Annotated in this window: 11 protein-coding genes; 4 read left to right on the top strand and 7 right to left on the bottom strand. The window is 68.2% G+C overall.

The features are described from left to right. Positions 1-9 precede the first annotated feature (9 nt). Entirely contained in the window at positions 10-1986 is a 1977-nt protein-coding gene (acs, locus tag B4A39_RS15975; protein ID WP_409449585.1) for an acetate--CoA ligase, read from the bottom strand. Next, entirely contained in the window at positions 1974-3341 is a 1368-nt protein-coding gene (locus B4A39_RS15970) for a DcaP family trimeric outer membrane transporter (RefSeq protein ID WP_292037637.1), read from the bottom strand. The genes acs and B4A39_RS15970 overlap by 13 nt, the downstream gene beginning before the upstream one ends. Before the next feature lie 173 nt (positions 3342-3514). Between B4A39_RS15970 and B4A39_RS15965 the strand changes: the two genes are divergently transcribed. Beyond that, positions 3515-4129 (top strand): response regulator transcription factor, encoded by a 615-nt coding sequence (locus B4A39_RS15965; protein ID WP_292037633.1) that lies wholly within the window; start codon positions 3515-3517, stop codon positions 4127-4129. A 32-nt stretch (positions 4130-4161) separates the two neighbouring features. On the opposite strand, the gene B4A39_RS15960 is transcribed toward B4A39_RS15965, so the two are convergent. Both B4A39_RS15960 and B4A39_RS15955 read right to left on the bottom strand, forming a co-directional pair. Next, entirely contained in the window at positions 4162-7542 is a 3381-nt protein-coding gene (locus B4A39_RS15960) for a hybrid sensor histidine kinase/response regulator (protein WP_292037629.1), read from the bottom strand. 100 nt (positions 7543-7642) lie between these two features. Further along, positions 7643-9316, bottom strand: coding sequence for an MFS transporter (locus B4A39_RS15955; RefSeq protein ID WP_292037626.1), 1674 nt, complete (start codon positions 9314-9316; stop codon positions 7643-7645). A gap of 250 nt (positions 9317-9566) precedes the next feature. On the opposite strand from B4A39_RS15955, the gene B4A39_RS15950 reads away from it, so the two are divergent. Continuing rightward, a complete protein-coding gene (locus tag B4A39_RS15950; protein WP_199183607.1) occupies positions 9567-9719 on the top strand; it encodes a hypothetical protein in 153 nt (50 codons plus the stop codon). A gap of 13 nt (positions 9720-9732) precedes the next feature. Here the strand turns inward: B4A39_RS15950 and B4A39_RS15945 are convergent, their stop codons facing one another. From B4A39_RS15945 to B4A39_RS15935, 3 genes are all read right to left on the bottom strand, one after another. Continuing rightward, positions 9733-11178: an NAD-dependent succinate-semialdehyde dehydrogenase gene (locus B4A39_RS15945; RefSeq protein WP_292037615.1), complete on the bottom strand. Its 1446-nt coding sequence runs from the start codon at positions 11176-11178 to the stop codon at positions 9733-9735. A 72-nt stretch (positions 11179-11250) separates the two neighbouring features. Then, positions 11251-11856 carry a response regulator FixJ gene (fixJ, locus tag B4A39_RS15940; RefSeq protein ID WP_292037607.1) on the bottom strand — a complete coding sequence of 202 codons (606 nt, stop codon included), beginning with the start codon at positions 11854-11856 and terminating at the stop codon, positions 11251-11253. Beyond that, positions 11853-13307 (bottom strand): sensor histidine kinase, encoded by a 1455-nt coding sequence (locus tag B4A39_RS15935; protein WP_292037589.1) that lies wholly within the window; start codon positions 13305-13307, stop codon positions 11853-11855. Before B4A39_RS15935 ends, fixJ begins: the two co-directional genes overlap by 4 nt. A gap of 387 nt (positions 13308-13694) precedes the next feature. Here B4A39_RS15935 and B4A39_RS15930 point away from each other — a divergent pair, with 387 nt between their 5' ends. Both B4A39_RS15930 and B4A39_RS15925 read left to right on the top strand, forming a co-directional pair. Next, positions 13695-14423 carry a TorF family putative porin gene (locus B4A39_RS15930; RefSeq protein WP_292037586.1) on the top strand — a complete coding sequence of 243 codons (729 nt, stop codon included), beginning with the start codon at positions 13695-13697 and terminating at the stop codon, positions 14421-14423. 34 nt (positions 14424-14457) lie between these two features. Continuing rightward, positions 14458-15417 (top strand): HAMP domain-containing protein (locus B4A39_RS15925; protein WP_292037580.1); only part of this gene is annotated, 960 nt, incomplete at its 3' end.

Raw genomic sequence — 15417 nt, 5'->3', positions numbered from 1 at the left:
GTGGGGTCGTCAGGCGGCCCGGTTCTTCACCAGGTCGTCGACGACCGAAGGGTCGGCCAGGGTCGAGGTGTCGCCCAGGGCGCCGATCTCGTTCTCGGCGATCTTGCGGAGGATGCGCCGCATGATCTTGCCCGAGCGGGTCTTGGGCAGGCCCGGCGCCCACTGGATCACGTCAGGGGCGGCGATGGGGCCGATCTCCTCGCGCACCTGGGCGACCAGGGCCTTGCGCAGGTCGTCGGTGGCCTCGACCCCCTTGTTCAGGGTGACGTAGGCGTAGATGCCCTGACCCTTGATGTCGTGGGGGAAGCCGACGACGGCGGCCTCGGCCACGTCGTCGTGCAGGACCAGGGCGCTTTCGACCTCGGCCGTGCCCATGCGGTGACCCGAGACGTTGATGACGTCATCGACCCGGCCGGTGATCCAGTAGTAGCCGTCGGCGTCGCGACGGCAGCCGTCGCCGGTGAAATACTTGCCCGGATAGGTCGAGAAATAGGTGTCGAAGAAGCGCTGGTGATCGCCATAGACCGTGCGCATCTGGCCCGGCCAGCTGTCGGTGATGCAAAGGTTACCCTCGGTCGCGCCGTCCAGCACGCCGCCTTCCGCATCCACGATCTGCAGCTCGACGCCGGGCAGGGGCTTCGTCGCCGAGCCGGGCTTGAGGTCGGTGGCGCCGGGCAGGGGCGAGATCAGGACGCCGCCGGTTTCCGTCTGCCACCAGGTGTCGACGATGGGCAGGCGGCTGTCGCCCACCACCTCATGATACCAGCGCCAGGCCTCGGGGTTGATCGGCTCGCCGACCGTGCCCAGCAGGCGCAGGGACTGGCGGCTGGTCGCCCTCACCGGGGCGTCGCCTTCGCGCATCAGCGAGCGCAGGGCGGTGGGGGCGGTGTAGAAGATCTCGACCTTGTGCTTGTCTATGACCTGCCAGAAACGGCTGACGGTCGGATAGTTGGGCACGCCCTCGAACAACAGGGTCGTGGCCCCGTTGGCCAGGGGGCCGTAGACGCCATAGGAGTGGCCGGTCACCCAGCCCACGTCGGCGGTGCACCAGAAGACCTCGCCGGGGCGGTAATCGAAGACCAGTTCGTGGGTGTAGCTGGCCCAGAACAGATAGCCGCCCGTGGTGTGCAGCACGCCCTTGGGCTTTCCGGTCGAGCCCGAGGTGTAGAGGATGAAGAGCGGGTCTTCGGCCTGCATCGGCTCCGGGTGGCAATGGGTCGTGACCTTGGCGGCCTCGGTCTCATAGTCGCGATCGCGGCCTTCGACGAAGCCCACGTCCGCGCCGGTGTGGCGGATCAGCAGGACGCCGTCGACGCCCGAGACCTTCTCCAGGGCCTTATCGACATTAGCCTTCAGCGGAACCTTCTTGCCGCCACGGCAGCCCTCGTCGGCGGTGATGACGAAGGTCGAGCCGCAGTCCTCGATGCGCCCGGCGATGCTGTCGGGCGAGAAGCCGCCGAAGATGACCGAGTGGACCGCTCCGATGCGGGCGCAGGCCAGCATGGCGTAGGCGGCCTCGGGGATCATCGGCAGATAGATGGTGACGCGGTCGCCTTTGCGGACGCCGTTGGCCTTGAGCACATTGGCCATGCGGCAGACGCGCTCATGCAACTGGCCGTAGGTGACGTGCTCGCTGTCGGTCGGCTCGTCGCCTTCCCAGATGATGGCGACATCGTTTTCGCGATGCGGCAGGTGGCGGTCGATGCAGTTGGCCGAGACGTTGAGCACCCCGTCCTCGAACCAGCGGATGCGGAAGTCGGCCTTGTCGAAGCTGACGTCCTTGATCTTCGACGGGAAGGTCATCCAGTCGAGGCGTCTGGCCTGCTCGCCCCAATAGGAGTCTGGGGTGTCACGCGCCGCGATCCGGGCCGCGTCATAGCCGGCGCGGTCCATGTGGGCGCGAGCGGCCAGGTCGGCGGAGACGGGATAGAGTTCCGGATCAGACACGCGCGCTTTCCTCCAGTTTCTTGCTCTTAGAAGCCGTATTTGGCGAACAGGATCAGACGGGTCATGTCGCCGTCGAGCCCGGACTCCAGCTTGCGGTCAGCGAACATCAGTTCGGCGCCGAGATCAAACGCCGTGACCGGCGACCAGATCAGGTTGGCGTGCAGGCTCTGGGCCGAGCGGTTGGCGCCCGTTCCGGTCAGCAGGACGTCGTTGTCCACCTTCTGCGCCGACCAGATCAGGCTGGAGCGCCAGCCCGGCGTCCAGACGTGGCGGTAGGCGGCGAAGCCTGCGATCACCCCAATGGCGTCCAGTTCGCCCGAGGCGTCCACGACGGCGTCGTTGGAGAAGTTCAGCCCTAGGTATCGGCCCACGCCTTCGCCGCCCGAGAGCATGAAGCGCAGGTCGTCCTGCGCCCCGACCTTGATCTTGGCCGAGGCGGACAGGCCCCAGCCGGTCGCCGTGCCGTCGATGTTGGTGGCCGGGTTCTGATACTTCAGCTGACGCAGCAGGCCGGCGAACTGAACATCGCCCCAGGGGCGGCTGAGGGCGTAGCGCGCCGTCAGGTCGGGCAGGCTGTTGTCGTCGGCGATGATCCTGGCGCCGCCGCCGAACGGCGTCACCGTGGTTTCGGGATTCTCGACGGCGATGGAGAAGGGGCCGCGCGTATAGCGGACCTGCACCTGGCGGGCGAAGACCGTGCCTTCGGCGGCGCCGACGAAGTCCGCCGATTCCGGCAGGACGGCGGTGTTCTGGAAGTTGGTCCACTCCTGGCCGATCAGCCAGTTGTCGATGGTGACGAAGGCGCGGCGCAGGGCCAGGTTGGAGGCGCTGGTGACGCGCTGATCGCCGGCGCCGGGCAGGCTCTCGAAGTCCATCTCCAGCCGGGTGCCGATCTTGCGGCCGCCGACCAGACCGTCGGTGGTCAGCCAGAAGCGGGTCTGGCGGGCGTTGAAGTCGGTGGCCGTGTCCTCGCTGGCCCCGCCGACCGGGATCGAGCCGGGCACGTGGTAGTCGCGCAGCAGGTCGCCGTTGGCCGGGTCGCCGTCGGAATAGCTGGAGACCATGGCGTCGGCCTTGATGAAGCCGCCGAACTTGACCGTGTGGTCGCCGATGCGGAAGCCCTCTTCACGCGTCGCGGTCGACACCGGCGTCGGCGCGGGCGAGGCCGCGGCCGGCCGGGTCTCCAGTCGGATGATGTCCTGGGCCATGGCCTGGGACTGAGCCGTCTGCTGGCTACGGGCGGCCGCGACCTCGGATTTCAGGCTGTTCAGTTCGGCTTCGAGCTGGGCGATGCGGGCCTCGAGCGCCGCATTGGCGTCCTGCGCCAGAACGGCGCCGGGGGCGAACAACAGCGCAGCCGCAGCGGCGCCGCCGAGCAGGCGGTATCTTCCCATGTCATCTTCCTCCCGGGTGCGTCTGATGCGAACCTTGAGCGGCCAGCATTCCGCGCGGGGGCGGTATGCGGCCATTAGCCATTGGTCTAGTTTCGACCAAAGTCGAGGCGCGGCATGGTGTCGTCACAGCGCGGCCTCGACCCGAAAAAGAACCGCGCGCGGGAAGGATTTTCATGGATCGCATCGTCGTCGCCGACGACCACCCTCTGTTTCGGGCGGCGCTGAGATCGGCCGTTGAAAAGGCCGCGCCCGGCGCCGTGATTGCGGAATGCGCCAGTCTGGCCGAGGTTCTGGCTGCGCTGGGCGAGGGCGCGACCGATCTGCTGCTGCTCGACCTGAAACTGTCGGACAGCGATGGCATGGGGGGGCTGACCCGCATCCGCGCCGACCACCCGGCGGTGCCGGTGGCCGTGGTCTCGGCCAGCGAGGAGCCGCCAACCGTGCGCCGCGCCCTGACCCTGGGCGCCGCTGGCTTCATCCCCAAGTCCGCCGCCCTGCCGGTCATGGTCGAGGCCATAGCCGCCATCCTGTCCGGCGACAGCTGGGCCCCCGACGTGGGCGAGCCGGGGGCCGAGGAAGGCGACCTGGAAGCCCGCATCGCCAGCCTGACCCCGTCGCAGCTGCGCATCCTCGAAGGCCTGCGCGCCGGCCGGCTGAACAAGCAGATCGCCTTCGACCTCGGCGTCACCGAGGCCACGATCAAGGCCCACCTGACCAGCGTCTTCCGCAAGCTGGGGGTGCACAACCGGACGCAGGCGGTGATTCTGGCGCAGTCGATCGATCTCTGAATCCCTCCTCCCACAAGGGGAGAGGGAAGAGACTAACTCGACAGAAACGCCTTCAGCGCCGCCGGTTTGACCGGCTTGGGCAGCAGGATGGCGCCAGCCGCCGTCGCGGTCTCCTTCAGGCCCTCGCGCGTGTCCGCGGTGACCAGGCCGATGCGGCGCAGACCGCGCGCCCGCAGGGCGTCCACCACCGTCAGTCCGTCCGCCCCGTCGCCCAGATGCAGATCCACCAGCGCAGCGTCGAACGGTCCCTGAGCCGCGATCCCGTCGGGGACCGACCGCGCCGTCGTCGTCTGCGCGCCCCAGCGGCTCAAGAGAGCGGTCAGGGCGTCGAGGATGGCGGGCTCGTTGTCCACGCACAGGACCCGCAGGCCCGCCAGCGGCAGTCGGGCGTCGCCGTCGACCGGGGCGACCGAAACCGTCTGGGGAGCGGCGCGCGGCGCGCTGACGCGGAAGGTGGTCCCGCGTCCGACCCGCGACGCCATGGACAGCGGATGGCGCAGTAGGTCAGACAGCTTCTGCACGATGGCCAGACCCAAGCCTGCACCGGGCTCGTCCACCGGCGCGCCGGGCAGGCGCACGAACTCGCCGAAGACGCTCTGGTGATCATCGTCGGGTATCCCGCGCCCGGTGTCGCAGACCAGCATCTGCACCGTCTCGCCGTCGCGTCGGGCGCCGACCAGAACCCGACCGTGGTCAGTGTAGCGGATGGCGTTGGCGGTCAGGTTCTGCAGCATGGAGCGCAGCAGGTCGTGGTCGGAGGCGACCCACAGGCCCGACGGCGCGACCGTCAGCCTCAGCCCCTTGGCGCGGGCCATGGGGGCGAACTCGCGGCGCAGCTCGGCGAACAGGGCGTCCAGCGACAGGGGGGCCACGGCGGGCTGCACCCCGCCCGCCTCAAGCTTCGACAGATTGAGCAGGGCGGTCAGCAGGCGGTGGGCGCTGTCGATCGAGCGGTCGGCGTTGGTGGCCAGGCCGCGCCCGGCGGACCCCGGCGCCAGGGACGGTTCCTCCTGCAGCGCGGCGATGAACAGGCGCGCGGCGTGCAGGGGCTGCAACAGGTCGTGACTGGCGGCGGCGAGGAAGCGGGTCTTGGAGGCCGTGGCGTCCTCGGCCAGACGGCGGGCCTCCTCCAGCCGTTCGGTGCGGTCGGCGACGCGGGCCTCCAGCCTTTCGTTGGCCTCTTTCAACTCGCGGGCGGCCCGGCGCAGGGCGGTGATGTCGGTATAGCTTGTGGCGTAGCCGCCGCCCGGGATGGGGGCGCCAGAGGAACGCAGGATGCGACCGTCGGGCTGCTCGCGCTCGTGGTCGTGCGGAATGCGGCGCGACAGGGCTTCGAGGCGCCGTTCGATCCAGGCTTCGATGTCGCCGGCGTCGGCGTCGGTCTCGCCCCGCTCGGCGTTCAGGCGATAGACGGCGGCGATGGGCAGGCCGACGTGGACGAAGCCGACGGGCAGGTCGAACATCTCGACATAGCGCCGGTTCCAGGCGGTCAGACGCAGGTCCTCGTCCACCACGCTGACGCCCTGGTCGATGTTGTCCAGCGTGGTCTGCAGCAGGTCGCGGTTGAACTGGACCGCCTGCGAGGCCTCGTCCAGCATCCGCACCACGTCCTCGGGCGCGCGGCCGCCGGCGGCCAGGGCGGCGGCGATGACGCGTCGGGCCGAGGCGGCCCCGACGGCGCCCGCCAGCATCCGCTCGGCGGCGCGGGCCAGCCCGGCGTCGGCCGGGTCGGCGTCGCGCAGCTTGCGATCCGTTTCGCGGGCCCAGGCGGCGAAGGCGCGCTCGGCCCGCTCGTCGCCGATGAAGCGGGCGACCAGGGCCTTCAGGTCGCCGACCGAGGCCCCGGCCGAGCCGCCGCGCCCCTCCATCCAGTCCGGTCCCAGCCGGTCGACGAAGGCGCGGGCCTGGACCCGGTCGATCAGGCGCGGGCGGCCCAGCTTCGACACCAGGACGAAGACGCCGAGGTTCAGCCCCAGGCTGAGGAAGACCCCTGCGGCGAAGGGATCGGCCAGACCGATCATGGCCGGGACGTTCAGGCCGAAGCCGGGCGCCAGTTGCGGCGCGACCAGCATGACCAGCCAGACCGTCATGCCCACGGCCAGCCCCGCCAGCGCCCCGCGCGCCCGTCCGCCGCGCCACAGCACCGCGCCGAACAGGGAGGGCGCCAGCTGGGCCAGGGCCGCGAAGGAGACCAGCCCCATGGCGGCCAGACCGCGCGACTGATCCATGGCCTGGTAATAGACCCAGGCCATCAGCAGCAGGGCGACGATGGCCACGCGGCGGATGTTCAGAATGGCGCGCGCCATATCGCCGGCGCGTTCGCCCCGCCGCCGTCGCTCGGACGCCAGCAGGGGCAGGATCAGGTTGTTGGACACCATGGCCGACAGGGCCACGGCCTCGACGATGACCATGGCGGTGGCCGCCGAGAAACCGCCCACGAAGACGATGGCCGTCAGGGCCGAATGACCGGCGTTGAGCGGCAGGGCCAGCACCAGCAGGTCGGGATTGACGTGAGGCGCAAACAGACCGCCCGCCGCCACCAGGGGCAGGACCGCCAGGCTGGTCAGCATCAGATAGAGGGGAAAGATCCAGCGGGCGCGCTTCACCTGGGCCGGATCGCCGCCCTCGACGAAGGCGACGTGGAACTGACGCGGCAGGCAGAAGATGGCCAGGGTCGCCACCAGGACGATGGCCCAGAAGCGCCCGTCCAGGTCGGGCCAGTGCGCCAGATCGCCGAGGCTGGCCGCGACGTCCGCCGAGGCCGGGGCGCGCGTCAGAAGGATCAGGGCGAAGACGGCCACGGCCAGCAGGGCCGCCAGCTTGACGATGGACTCGATGCCGATGGCCTGGATCAGGCCGCGGTTGTGTTCGGTCAGGTCCGGCCGCCGGGCGCCGAACAGGATGGCGAAACCGGCCAGCACCCCGGCCATGACCAGCACCGTCAGGCTCTCGGACCCGGCGACCGGCGTGCCTTCGGTCAGCATCTCGCCGGCCATCGACAGGGATTTCAGCTGCAGGGCGATGTAGGGCAGGGAGCCAAGGATCGCGACGGCCGCCACCGCCGCGCCGAGCGCCGGGCTCTTGCCATAGCGCGAGGAGATGAAGTCGGCCATCGAGCCGACGTTCTCGCGCCGGGCCGCCGCCGCGATCCGCTTCCACAGCGGAAACAGGACCGTCACCCCGAGCGCCGGGCCGATATAGATGGGCAGGTATTCCCACGCCGACCGCGCCGCCGTCCCCACTGCTCCGTAGTAGGTCCAGGAGGTGCAGTAGATGGCCAGCGACAGGGCATAGAGCGACGGCCCCAGCGCCCCGCCGCGCGTCTTGATCGACGGCCGTTCGTACCACCAGGCCACCGCGAAGAGCGTGGCCATATAGGCGGCCGTCAGGGCCAGGGTCGCGAGGCTGAACATGACCGACATGTGGGACCGAGCGGCGCCGTGGAACAAGGGAAAAGAAAAGGGGGCGACCCGGTGAACCGGACCGCCCCCGCAGGTTGGCGAACTTTCTGGATCAGGCGTTCAGATCGACGTCCTTGCCTTCCTTGACCAGCAGGAAGCCGAGCACGACGGTCGCGAGCGCCACCACGATCGGATACCAGAGGCCGTAGTAGATGTTGCCCGTGGCCGCGACCATGGCGAAGGCCGTGGTCGGCAGGAAGCCGCCGAACCAGCCGTTGCCGATGTGATAGGGCAGGGACATCGAGGTGTAGCGGATCTTGGTCGGGAACATCTCGACCAGAGCCGCCGCGATCGGCCCGTAGACCATGGTCACGTAGAAGCCGAGGATGAAGAGGATCAGCACCACCATCGGCTTGTTGACCAGGGCGCTGTCGGCCTTGGCGGGATAGCCGGCGGTGGTCAGGGCCTCGCCCAGGCCCGCTTCCCAAGTCTTCTTCTGGGCGGCGAAGTCGGCGGTGGTCATGGCGTCGCCGCGGAAGCTGGGGACGACCGCCTGATCGCCGATGCGGACCTCGGCCACGGTCCCGGCGGGGGCCGCGACATTGGTGTAGGTCACGCCGGCCTTGGCCAGATAGGCCTTGGCCACGTCGCAGGAGTGGTTGAACACGGTCTTGCCCACGGGATCGAACTGCAGATGGCAGTCGGCCGGGTCGGCGTAGACCGTGACGGGGGCCGAAGCGGCCGCCGCCGCCAGACGCGGGTTGGCGGCTTCGGTCAGGGCGTTGAACAGCGGGAAGTAGGTGATCGCCGCCAGCAGGCAGCCGGCCAGGATGATCGGCTTGCGCCCCACCTTGTCCGACAGCCAGCCCCAGAAGATGAAGAAGGGCGAGGCCAGCAGCAGGGCGATGGCCAGCAGGACATAGACCAGGGTGGCGTCGACCCGCAGCACCCGCTCCAGGAAGAAGAGGGCGTAGAACTGGCCCGTGTACCAGATGACCGCCTGACCGGCGGTCAGACCGACCAGGGCGATCAGGACCAGCTTCAGGTTCGGCCACTTCATGAAGCTGTCCTTCAGGGGCGTCGTAGAGCCCTTGCCTTCAGCCTTCATGCGCTTGAACGAGGGGCTCTCGGCCAGCTTCAGGCGGATCCACAGGGAGACGCCGAGCAGCAGGATCGAGACCAGGAAGGGAATGCGCCAGCCCCATGCAGCGAAGGCCTCCTCGCCTACGGCGAAGCGGACGCCCAGGATGACGACCAGGCTGAGCACCAGACCCGCCGTGGCCGTGATCTGGATGAAGGAGGTGTAGAAGCCGCGCTTGCCGTGCGGGGCGTGCTCGGCGACGTAGGTGGCGGCGCCGCCGTATTCACCGCCCAGGGCCAGGCCCTGGATCAGGCGCATCAGCACCAGGATGATCGGCGCGGCGATGCCGATGGCCGCATAGGGCGGCAGCAGGCCGACCACGAAGGTCGACAGACCCATCAGCAGCATGGTGACGAGGAAGGTGTTCTTGCGTCCCCACAGGTCGCCCAGGCGCCCGAAGACGATGGCGCCGAAGGGTCGGACCGCAAAGCCCGCAGCGAAGGCCATCAGGGCGAAGATGTAGCCGGTGGTCTCGTTCACGCCCGAGAAGAACTGGACGGTGATGATCGCGGCCAGCGAGCCGTAGAGATAGAAGTCGTACCATTCGATGACGGTGCCGACGGACGACGCCAGAATCACGAGCCGGTCGTTCTTGTCGACCGTGTGTTCCGCGCCCTCCGCCGCACCTGCGGTGCGGTCGGTCATGGGCAGTCCCTTCCTTTATGGTCGCGTGGCGCGACCGTTTCCTCGCGATCCTGTGCCGGATCGTCGAGGATGAGACTGACAGCAGGGCGGCGGATTTGCAGAGAGCGACTTTGGTCGAACGGCGGCGTCTGTTAGCCGCGCGGGACGTGAAACTTGGACCGACGGGCGTTTCCGTGTTGTCGTGGAGCGTCACAGGGGCCACATGAAGGTTTGACGTCGCCGTCTGGCGACCCGGCGCGAGAGGACATCAATGGCCCGTAAGCCCAACTACAGTTTCGAACGGCAGGAGCGCGAGCGCGCCGAGGCCAAGAAGGCCGAAGCCAAGGCGGCGGCCAAGGCCGCCAAGAAGGCCGCCAAGGCCGCCGGCCTGACAGAAGAAGACGCAGAGCCCTCCGAGGACTGACGGCTTCGGGTCCTTACAGACCCATGCAGACGTATTTCAGCTCGAGGTAGTCCTCGATGCCGTGGCGCGAGCCCTCGCGACCCAGGCCGGATTGCTTGATCCCGCCGAAGGGTGCGACCTCGGTGGAGATCAGGCCGGTGTTGACGCCGATCATTCCGGTCTCCATCGCCTCGGCCACGCGCCAGACCCTGCCCATGTCGCGCGCATAGAAGTAGCCGGCCAGTCCGACCTCGGTGGCGTTGGCCATGGCCAGGCCCTCTTCTTCCGTTTCGAAGCGCACCACCGGCGCAACGGGACCGAAGGTCTCCTCCTTGCAGATCATCATGTCGGACGTGACGCCCGACAGGACCGTGGGCTGGAAGAAGGTTCCGCCCAGAGCGTGACGTTGGCCGCCGGTTATCACGGTCGCCCCTTTGGCCCGGGCGTCGGCGATATGTTCCTCGACCTTCTTGACCGCCTTGGCGTCGATCAGCGGGCCGATCTGCACACCGTCTTCCAATCCATTGCCGACCCTGAGGGCGGCCGTCGCCCTGGCCAGCTTGGCGACGAACTCATCATGCACCGACGACTGGACGTAGAAGCGGTTGGTGCAGACGCAAGTCTGGCCGCTGTTCCTGAACTTGGAGGCCACGGCGCCGGCCACCGCCGCATCGATGTCGGCGTCGTCGAAGACCAGGAAGGGGGCGTTGCCGCCCAGCTCCAGGCTCATCTTCTTTATGGTGTCCGCCGACTGCTGCATCAGCAGGCGGCCGATCTGGGTCGAGCCGGTGAAGCTGATCTTGCGCACGGTCGGGTTGGACGTCAGTTCGCCGCCGATGGCCGAGGCCGAGCCGGTGACTACGTTGAACAGGCCAGGCGGCAGGCCCGCCTCCTCGGCCAGGACCGCCAGGGCCAGGGCCGACAGCGGCGTCTGGCTGGCCGGTTTCAGCACCACGGCGCAGCCCGCCGCCAGCGCCGGGCCGACCTTGCGGGTGATCATGGCGGCCGGGAAGTTCCACGGCGTGATGGCCCCGACCACCCCGACCGGCTGTCGCAGGGTGATCAGCCGCTTGCCGGCGTCATGGGTGGGAATGACCTCGCCATAGGTCCGCTTTCCCTCCTCGGCGAACCATTCGATGAAGCTGGCGGCGTAGGCGATCTCGCCCTTGGCCTCGGTCAGGCTCTTGCCCTGCTCGCGGGTCAGCAGGCGACCCAGGGCCTCCTGTTCCGACATCATCAGATCGAACCAGCGACGCAGAATTCGCGCCCGTTCGCCGGCGGTCTTTGCGGCCCAGGGCTTCATGGAGGCTTCGGCGGCGGCGATGGCGCGGCGGGTCTCGGCGGCGCCCATGTCCGGCGCCGTCGCCAGAACCTCGCCGGTCGCCGGGTCCGTCACCTCGAAGGTGGCGCCGTCGTCGGCGTCGATCCAGCGGCCGTCGATATAGGCCTGATGGCGAAGCAGGCGGGCGGGATCGGACATGAAGCGGCTCCTGATGCGAGAGGAGCCGTCATAACGCGCCGCAAAGCCGGCGGCTGCAAGACGGCGAAACGCCTAGCCGAGCGTCAGCCCCATGCGGACCAGGGAGGACAGGCTGTCGGCCTCCATCTTGGCCATGACCTTGGCGCGGAAGACCTCGACGGTGCGCGGGCTGATGTCCAGGTCCAGGGCGATGGCCTTGTTCGAATGGCCATGGATCAGGGCGTCGAAGACCTGACGCTCGCGCGGGGTCAGGCGGGTCAGGCGCTGCTCGGCGGCGACACGGGCGGCCTGCTCGTGACCGACATGGTTCAGCCGGGCCAGGCAGCCGCGCACGGTCTCGATCAGGCGACGCGGATCGAAGGGCTTTTCGATGAAATCGACGATGCCGGCCTTCATCATCTGCACCGCCATGGGCACATCGGCGTGGCCGGTGATGACGATGACGGGCCAGGCGTCGCCACGCAGCTGGGCCAGGCGGCGGACGACTTCGTCGCCCTCCATGTCCGGCATGCGCACGTCGGTGATGACGCAGGCGGTGGCGTCGTCGGGCAGGGCGTTGAAGAAATCGATGGCGCTGGAGAAGCCCCGCGCGCGAATTCCCTCGCCGCGCAGCAACATCAGGAGAGAGTCGCGTACGGCGGCGTCGTCGTCGATGATGAAGACGGAATGGAGGCTCATGCGTTCTCGACGCTCGTTTCGCGATTGAGGGTGAAGGAGAAGGCGGCGCCCCCCAGCGCGCTTCTCGAGACTTGCAGTCGACCGCCGTGGCTTTCGACGATGGTGCGGGTGACGGACAGGCCCAGGCCCATGCCGCCGGACTTGGTGGTGGTCAGCGGCTGGAAGATGCGTTCGATCTGGTCGTCGGGGATGCCGGGGCCGTTGTCCTCGACGCTGATGCGATAGTGGGTGTCTGAAACCGGGCGGCCGACGATGACGACCTCGGGCGCCGCGAGGTCGCCGACGGCCTCCACGGCGTTCCGGGTCAGGTTGACCATGGCCTGCTGGAACTGGATGCGTTCGGCCTGCACCTGATCCTCGCCGGCGGCGACGTCCAGGCGGATGGCGACCCCCTTGCTGGAGCCGATCATGGTCAGGATCGGCCCCAGGTCCTCGACCATGGAGGAGGCGCGCTCGCTGTCCAGCTTGCGGGCTTCCAGCGACAGCAGTTCCCGCATGCGACGGATGATCTTGCCGGCGCGCAGCAGTTGTCCCTTGGCCAGCTCCACGGTGCGCAAGGCGCTGTCGCCCAGGACGCCGGCCTTTTCCATGTCGACCTGACTGGCGTGCAGATAGGTGGCTGCGGCGCTGAGCGGCTGGTTCAGTTCATGGGCCAGGGTGGCGGCCATCTCGCCCAGGGAGTTGAGGCGCCAGACCTTGTTCAACTGGGCGTGCAGTTCGCGCGCCTGGGCGTCGGCGGCGTGCCAGCGGCTGAGATCCGTCAGGCACAGAGCGATATGGGGCCGGCCGTCGGCGTCGGGCGCCAGGCCGTACTGGATGCTCAGGGGAAAGCTGGCGCCGTCGGGGCGCAATCCGGTCCAGTGACCGTCCCGGGCCTCCAGCGCGCCGCCCGGCGCGCCGGCGGCGAGGATGGCCGTCACGTCGAAGCCGGGGGCCATCAAGGCGAACTGTCGCCCCTGGGCCGAGGCTTCCGGCAGATCGAACAGGGCGGCGGCGGCGGGATTGAGGTTCTGTACTGCGCCCCGGGTGTCCAGCGTCACCACCGGCACGAAGGCGAGGGCGGTGTTCAACATGGCGTCCTTGGCCGCCAACTGACGGGACAGATCGCGCGCGCGGCTCTGGACGTCGCGCATGGCCCAGCAGACCTCGGCCAGGATCCAGGACACCGCGGCGAACAGCAGGGCGTTCGTCGCCGCATCCGTCAAACTCTCGCGCGGCACCAGCGTCAGGTTGACCGCTACGGACAGGGCGACGGCCAGGGCCGTGGCGGTCCGATGCGCCAGCAGGGCCGTGATCATCACGGCCGGGATCATCGGCAGATAGTAGAACTGACCCAGACCTTCCAGCAGGGTTCTCAGCCCCAGAGCCCCAGCCACAGCGACGATCGCCAGCAGTATTCCGCTCCAGCGGCGACGCGATACGGCGCCGGCAAGAGACAGGATGCTATCCATCGCCGATTGAATGGGACGTCTCCTCACGCTTCTGATGGTTGAACGGGGAAGCTGCTGAAGAACAATCTACAGACTCTCGCCGACGCGCGCCTTCTATACACAGGTCACGCGTTTCGCAAATCCGGTGTTAACCATGAGGATCTGCGGCCACGCTTAAGTCTTAATTGATGTCACGCTTTTGTATAGGGGCAAAAAAATGGCAATTACTGCAAAGATGGTTTCTCGCCATTAACGATGATCACTTGGCCACGGTGTCGAGCGACGAAGCCTTGATCTTAAGGTCCGCATTTGTCGGCAATTCTGCCGATGCGGGTTTCTACGTAGCCCGTGATTTACAAAAATCTACGTTTGTTCGGCGAAACAGACCTCACAGTCACCGAGGTAGAAATGCTCGTCCAACAGAGTACCGCTCAGCGCCAGAACGGCGCGGCCATCGTCCCCATGGTCGCCGGCATCGCCGTCGCCCTGGGTGTTTCCAGCGCCGCGCAGGCGCACGCTATCGCCACTCCCGACTTCAGCGTTCAGGTCGGCGTCGCCAGTGAGTATGTCGGCAAGGGCCTGGGCAAGAGCGCCGGCGACCCCAGCGTCAACGGCACGGTCGAAGTCTCCGGCGGAGATTTCTACGCCAACGTCTTCGCTTCGACCGCCAAGCTGTCGCAAGGTTCCGACGCCGAGATCGTCAGCGCCATCGGCTGGCGCCCCGACGCCGCCGGCTTCAAGTTCGATCTTTCGGTGGTGAACCGCGACCTGCCCGGCACCCGCGCCGGCGTGGACGCCAACTTCTGGGAATATCAGGCCGACGCCTCGCGCAAGCTGGGGCCGGTCAATACGCGCCTGCGCGTCAACTATACGCCCGATGGTTTCGCCGCGACCAAGGAAGCCTGGTGGGTCGAGCTGCAGGGCACGGTTTCCGTCGGACCCAAGACCAAGGCCTCTGCGGCGATCGCGGACCGCACGGCGGACGGCGGCGCGGAATACGCGGCCTGGAACGTCGGCGTGAAGCACAAGCTGACCGAGAAGCTGGCGCTGGATGTGCGCTGGTACGACACCGACAGCCACGCCTTGGGCGAGAACTACGACGGCCGCCTGGTGGGCGCGCTGACGTTCGCGCTCTGAGCCGATTGAACAGAAAGTTCCGGGGGAAAGACCAATGAACATGTTGAGCGATCTGAAGATCGAAAGAAAACTGATGGCGGCCTTCGCGGTCGTCATCCTGGCCATCGTCGCCATGGGCGCGACCGTGTTCATGCAGATCAGCGCGCTGGAAAACGCGCGCATGGACCGCGTTCGCGCGTCGGCCGTGCAGCGCGAGGCGGAGGCCGCCAAGTTCTATCTGGCGCGTCAGGAAAGCAGCTATCGCGGCTTCCTGCTGTCGCGGGACGGCTACTATCTGGAGCGCCTGACCGCGCACCGCGAGAACTTCGACAAGAGCCTGGACCGGATCGCGCAACTGGATCGCACCAGCGAGGATGAAGTCCGCGCCGCCCGCGCCGCCGCCGACGACTGGGCCAAGAACGTCGTCGAGGCCGGCCGCGTCCTGGTGGCCCAGCCGGCGACCTACGCCGAGGCCCTGGCCATGGTCGGCCGTGAAGGCTCGGCGGACAAGTATATCAGCCCGGCCGAAGACGCCCTGGAGACCCTGGTCGACGAGAAGGCGCAGCAGAGCCGCGTCTATGGCGAGATCCAGGACTCGGTCGCCAAGTCGGTGCGCATGGTGCTGATCGGCGGCGTGGTCCTGGCCCTGATCATCTCGGCGGCCATGGCCTTCCTGCTGACCAACCTGCTCGGCAAGCCCCTGCTGTCGATGACCTCGGCCATGCGTCGCCTGGCCGGCGGCGACACCTCGATCATCGTCCCGGCCGTGGGCCGCAAGGACGAGGTCGGCCAGATGGCCTCGGCGGTCGTGGCCTTCAAGGACGCCGCCATCGCCAACGCTCGCCTTGAAGCCGAGGCTGTGGCGCAGCGTCAGGCGACCGAGGACGAGCGCGCCCGCGTCGAGGCCGAGAAGGCCCGCACGGCCGAAGAAGACCGCGTGGCCATCACGGCCTTGGGTCAGGGCCTCCAGGCCATGGCCGGCGGCGACCTGACCCATCGCATGACGGTGCAGGTC

Origin of the sequence: Brevundimonas sp. UBA4553, from assembly GCF_002387245.1 — a bacterium.
In the GTDB taxonomy this organism is placed as follows: domain Bacteria; phylum Pseudomonadota; class Alphaproteobacteria; order Caulobacterales; family Caulobacteraceae; genus Brevundimonas.
The sequence above is the reverse complement of the archived record's forward strand: the minus strand, read 5'-3'. Positions and strand labels throughout refer to the sequence as shown.

What these genes read in the sequence shown, in the direction of transcription:
- B4A39_RS15935 (WP_292037589.1), bottom strand. Translation starts at nt 13,307, where the DNA reads ATGGATAGCATCCTGTCTCTTGCCGGCGCCGTATCGCGTCGCCGCTGG.
- B4A39_RS15945 (WP_292037615.1), bottom strand. Translation starts at nt 11,178, where the DNA reads ATGTCCGATCCCGCCCGCCTGCTTCGCCATCAGGCCTATATCGACGGC.
- B4A39_RS15930 (WP_292037586.1), top strand. Translation starts at nt 13,695, where the DNA reads ATGCTCGTCCAACAGAGTACCGCTCAGCGCCAGAACGGCGCGGCCATC.
- B4A39_RS15955 (WP_292037626.1), bottom strand. Translation starts at nt 9,316, where the DNA reads ATGACCGACCGCACCGCAGGTGCGGCGGAGGGCGCGGAACACACGGTC.
- B4A39_RS15970 (WP_292037637.1), bottom strand. Translation starts at nt 3,341, where the DNA reads ATGGGAAGATACCGCCTGCTCGGCGGCGCCGCTGCGGCTGCGCTGTTG.
- B4A39_RS15960 (WP_292037629.1), bottom strand. Translation starts at nt 7,542, where the DNA reads ATGTTCAGCCTCGCGACCCTGGCCCTGACGGCCGCCTATATGGCCACG.
- B4A39_RS15965 (WP_292037633.1), top strand. Translation starts at nt 3,515, where the DNA reads ATGGATCGCATCGTCGTCGCCGACGACCACCCTCTGTTTCGGGCGGCG.
- B4A39_RS15950 (WP_199183607.1), top strand. Translation starts at nt 9,567, where the DNA reads ATGGCCCGTAAGCCCAACTACAGTTTCGAACGGCAGGAGCGCGAGCGC.
- fixJ (WP_292037607.1), bottom strand. Translation starts at nt 11,856, where the DNA reads ATGAGCCTCCATTCCGTCTTCATCATCGACGACGACGCCGCCGTACGC.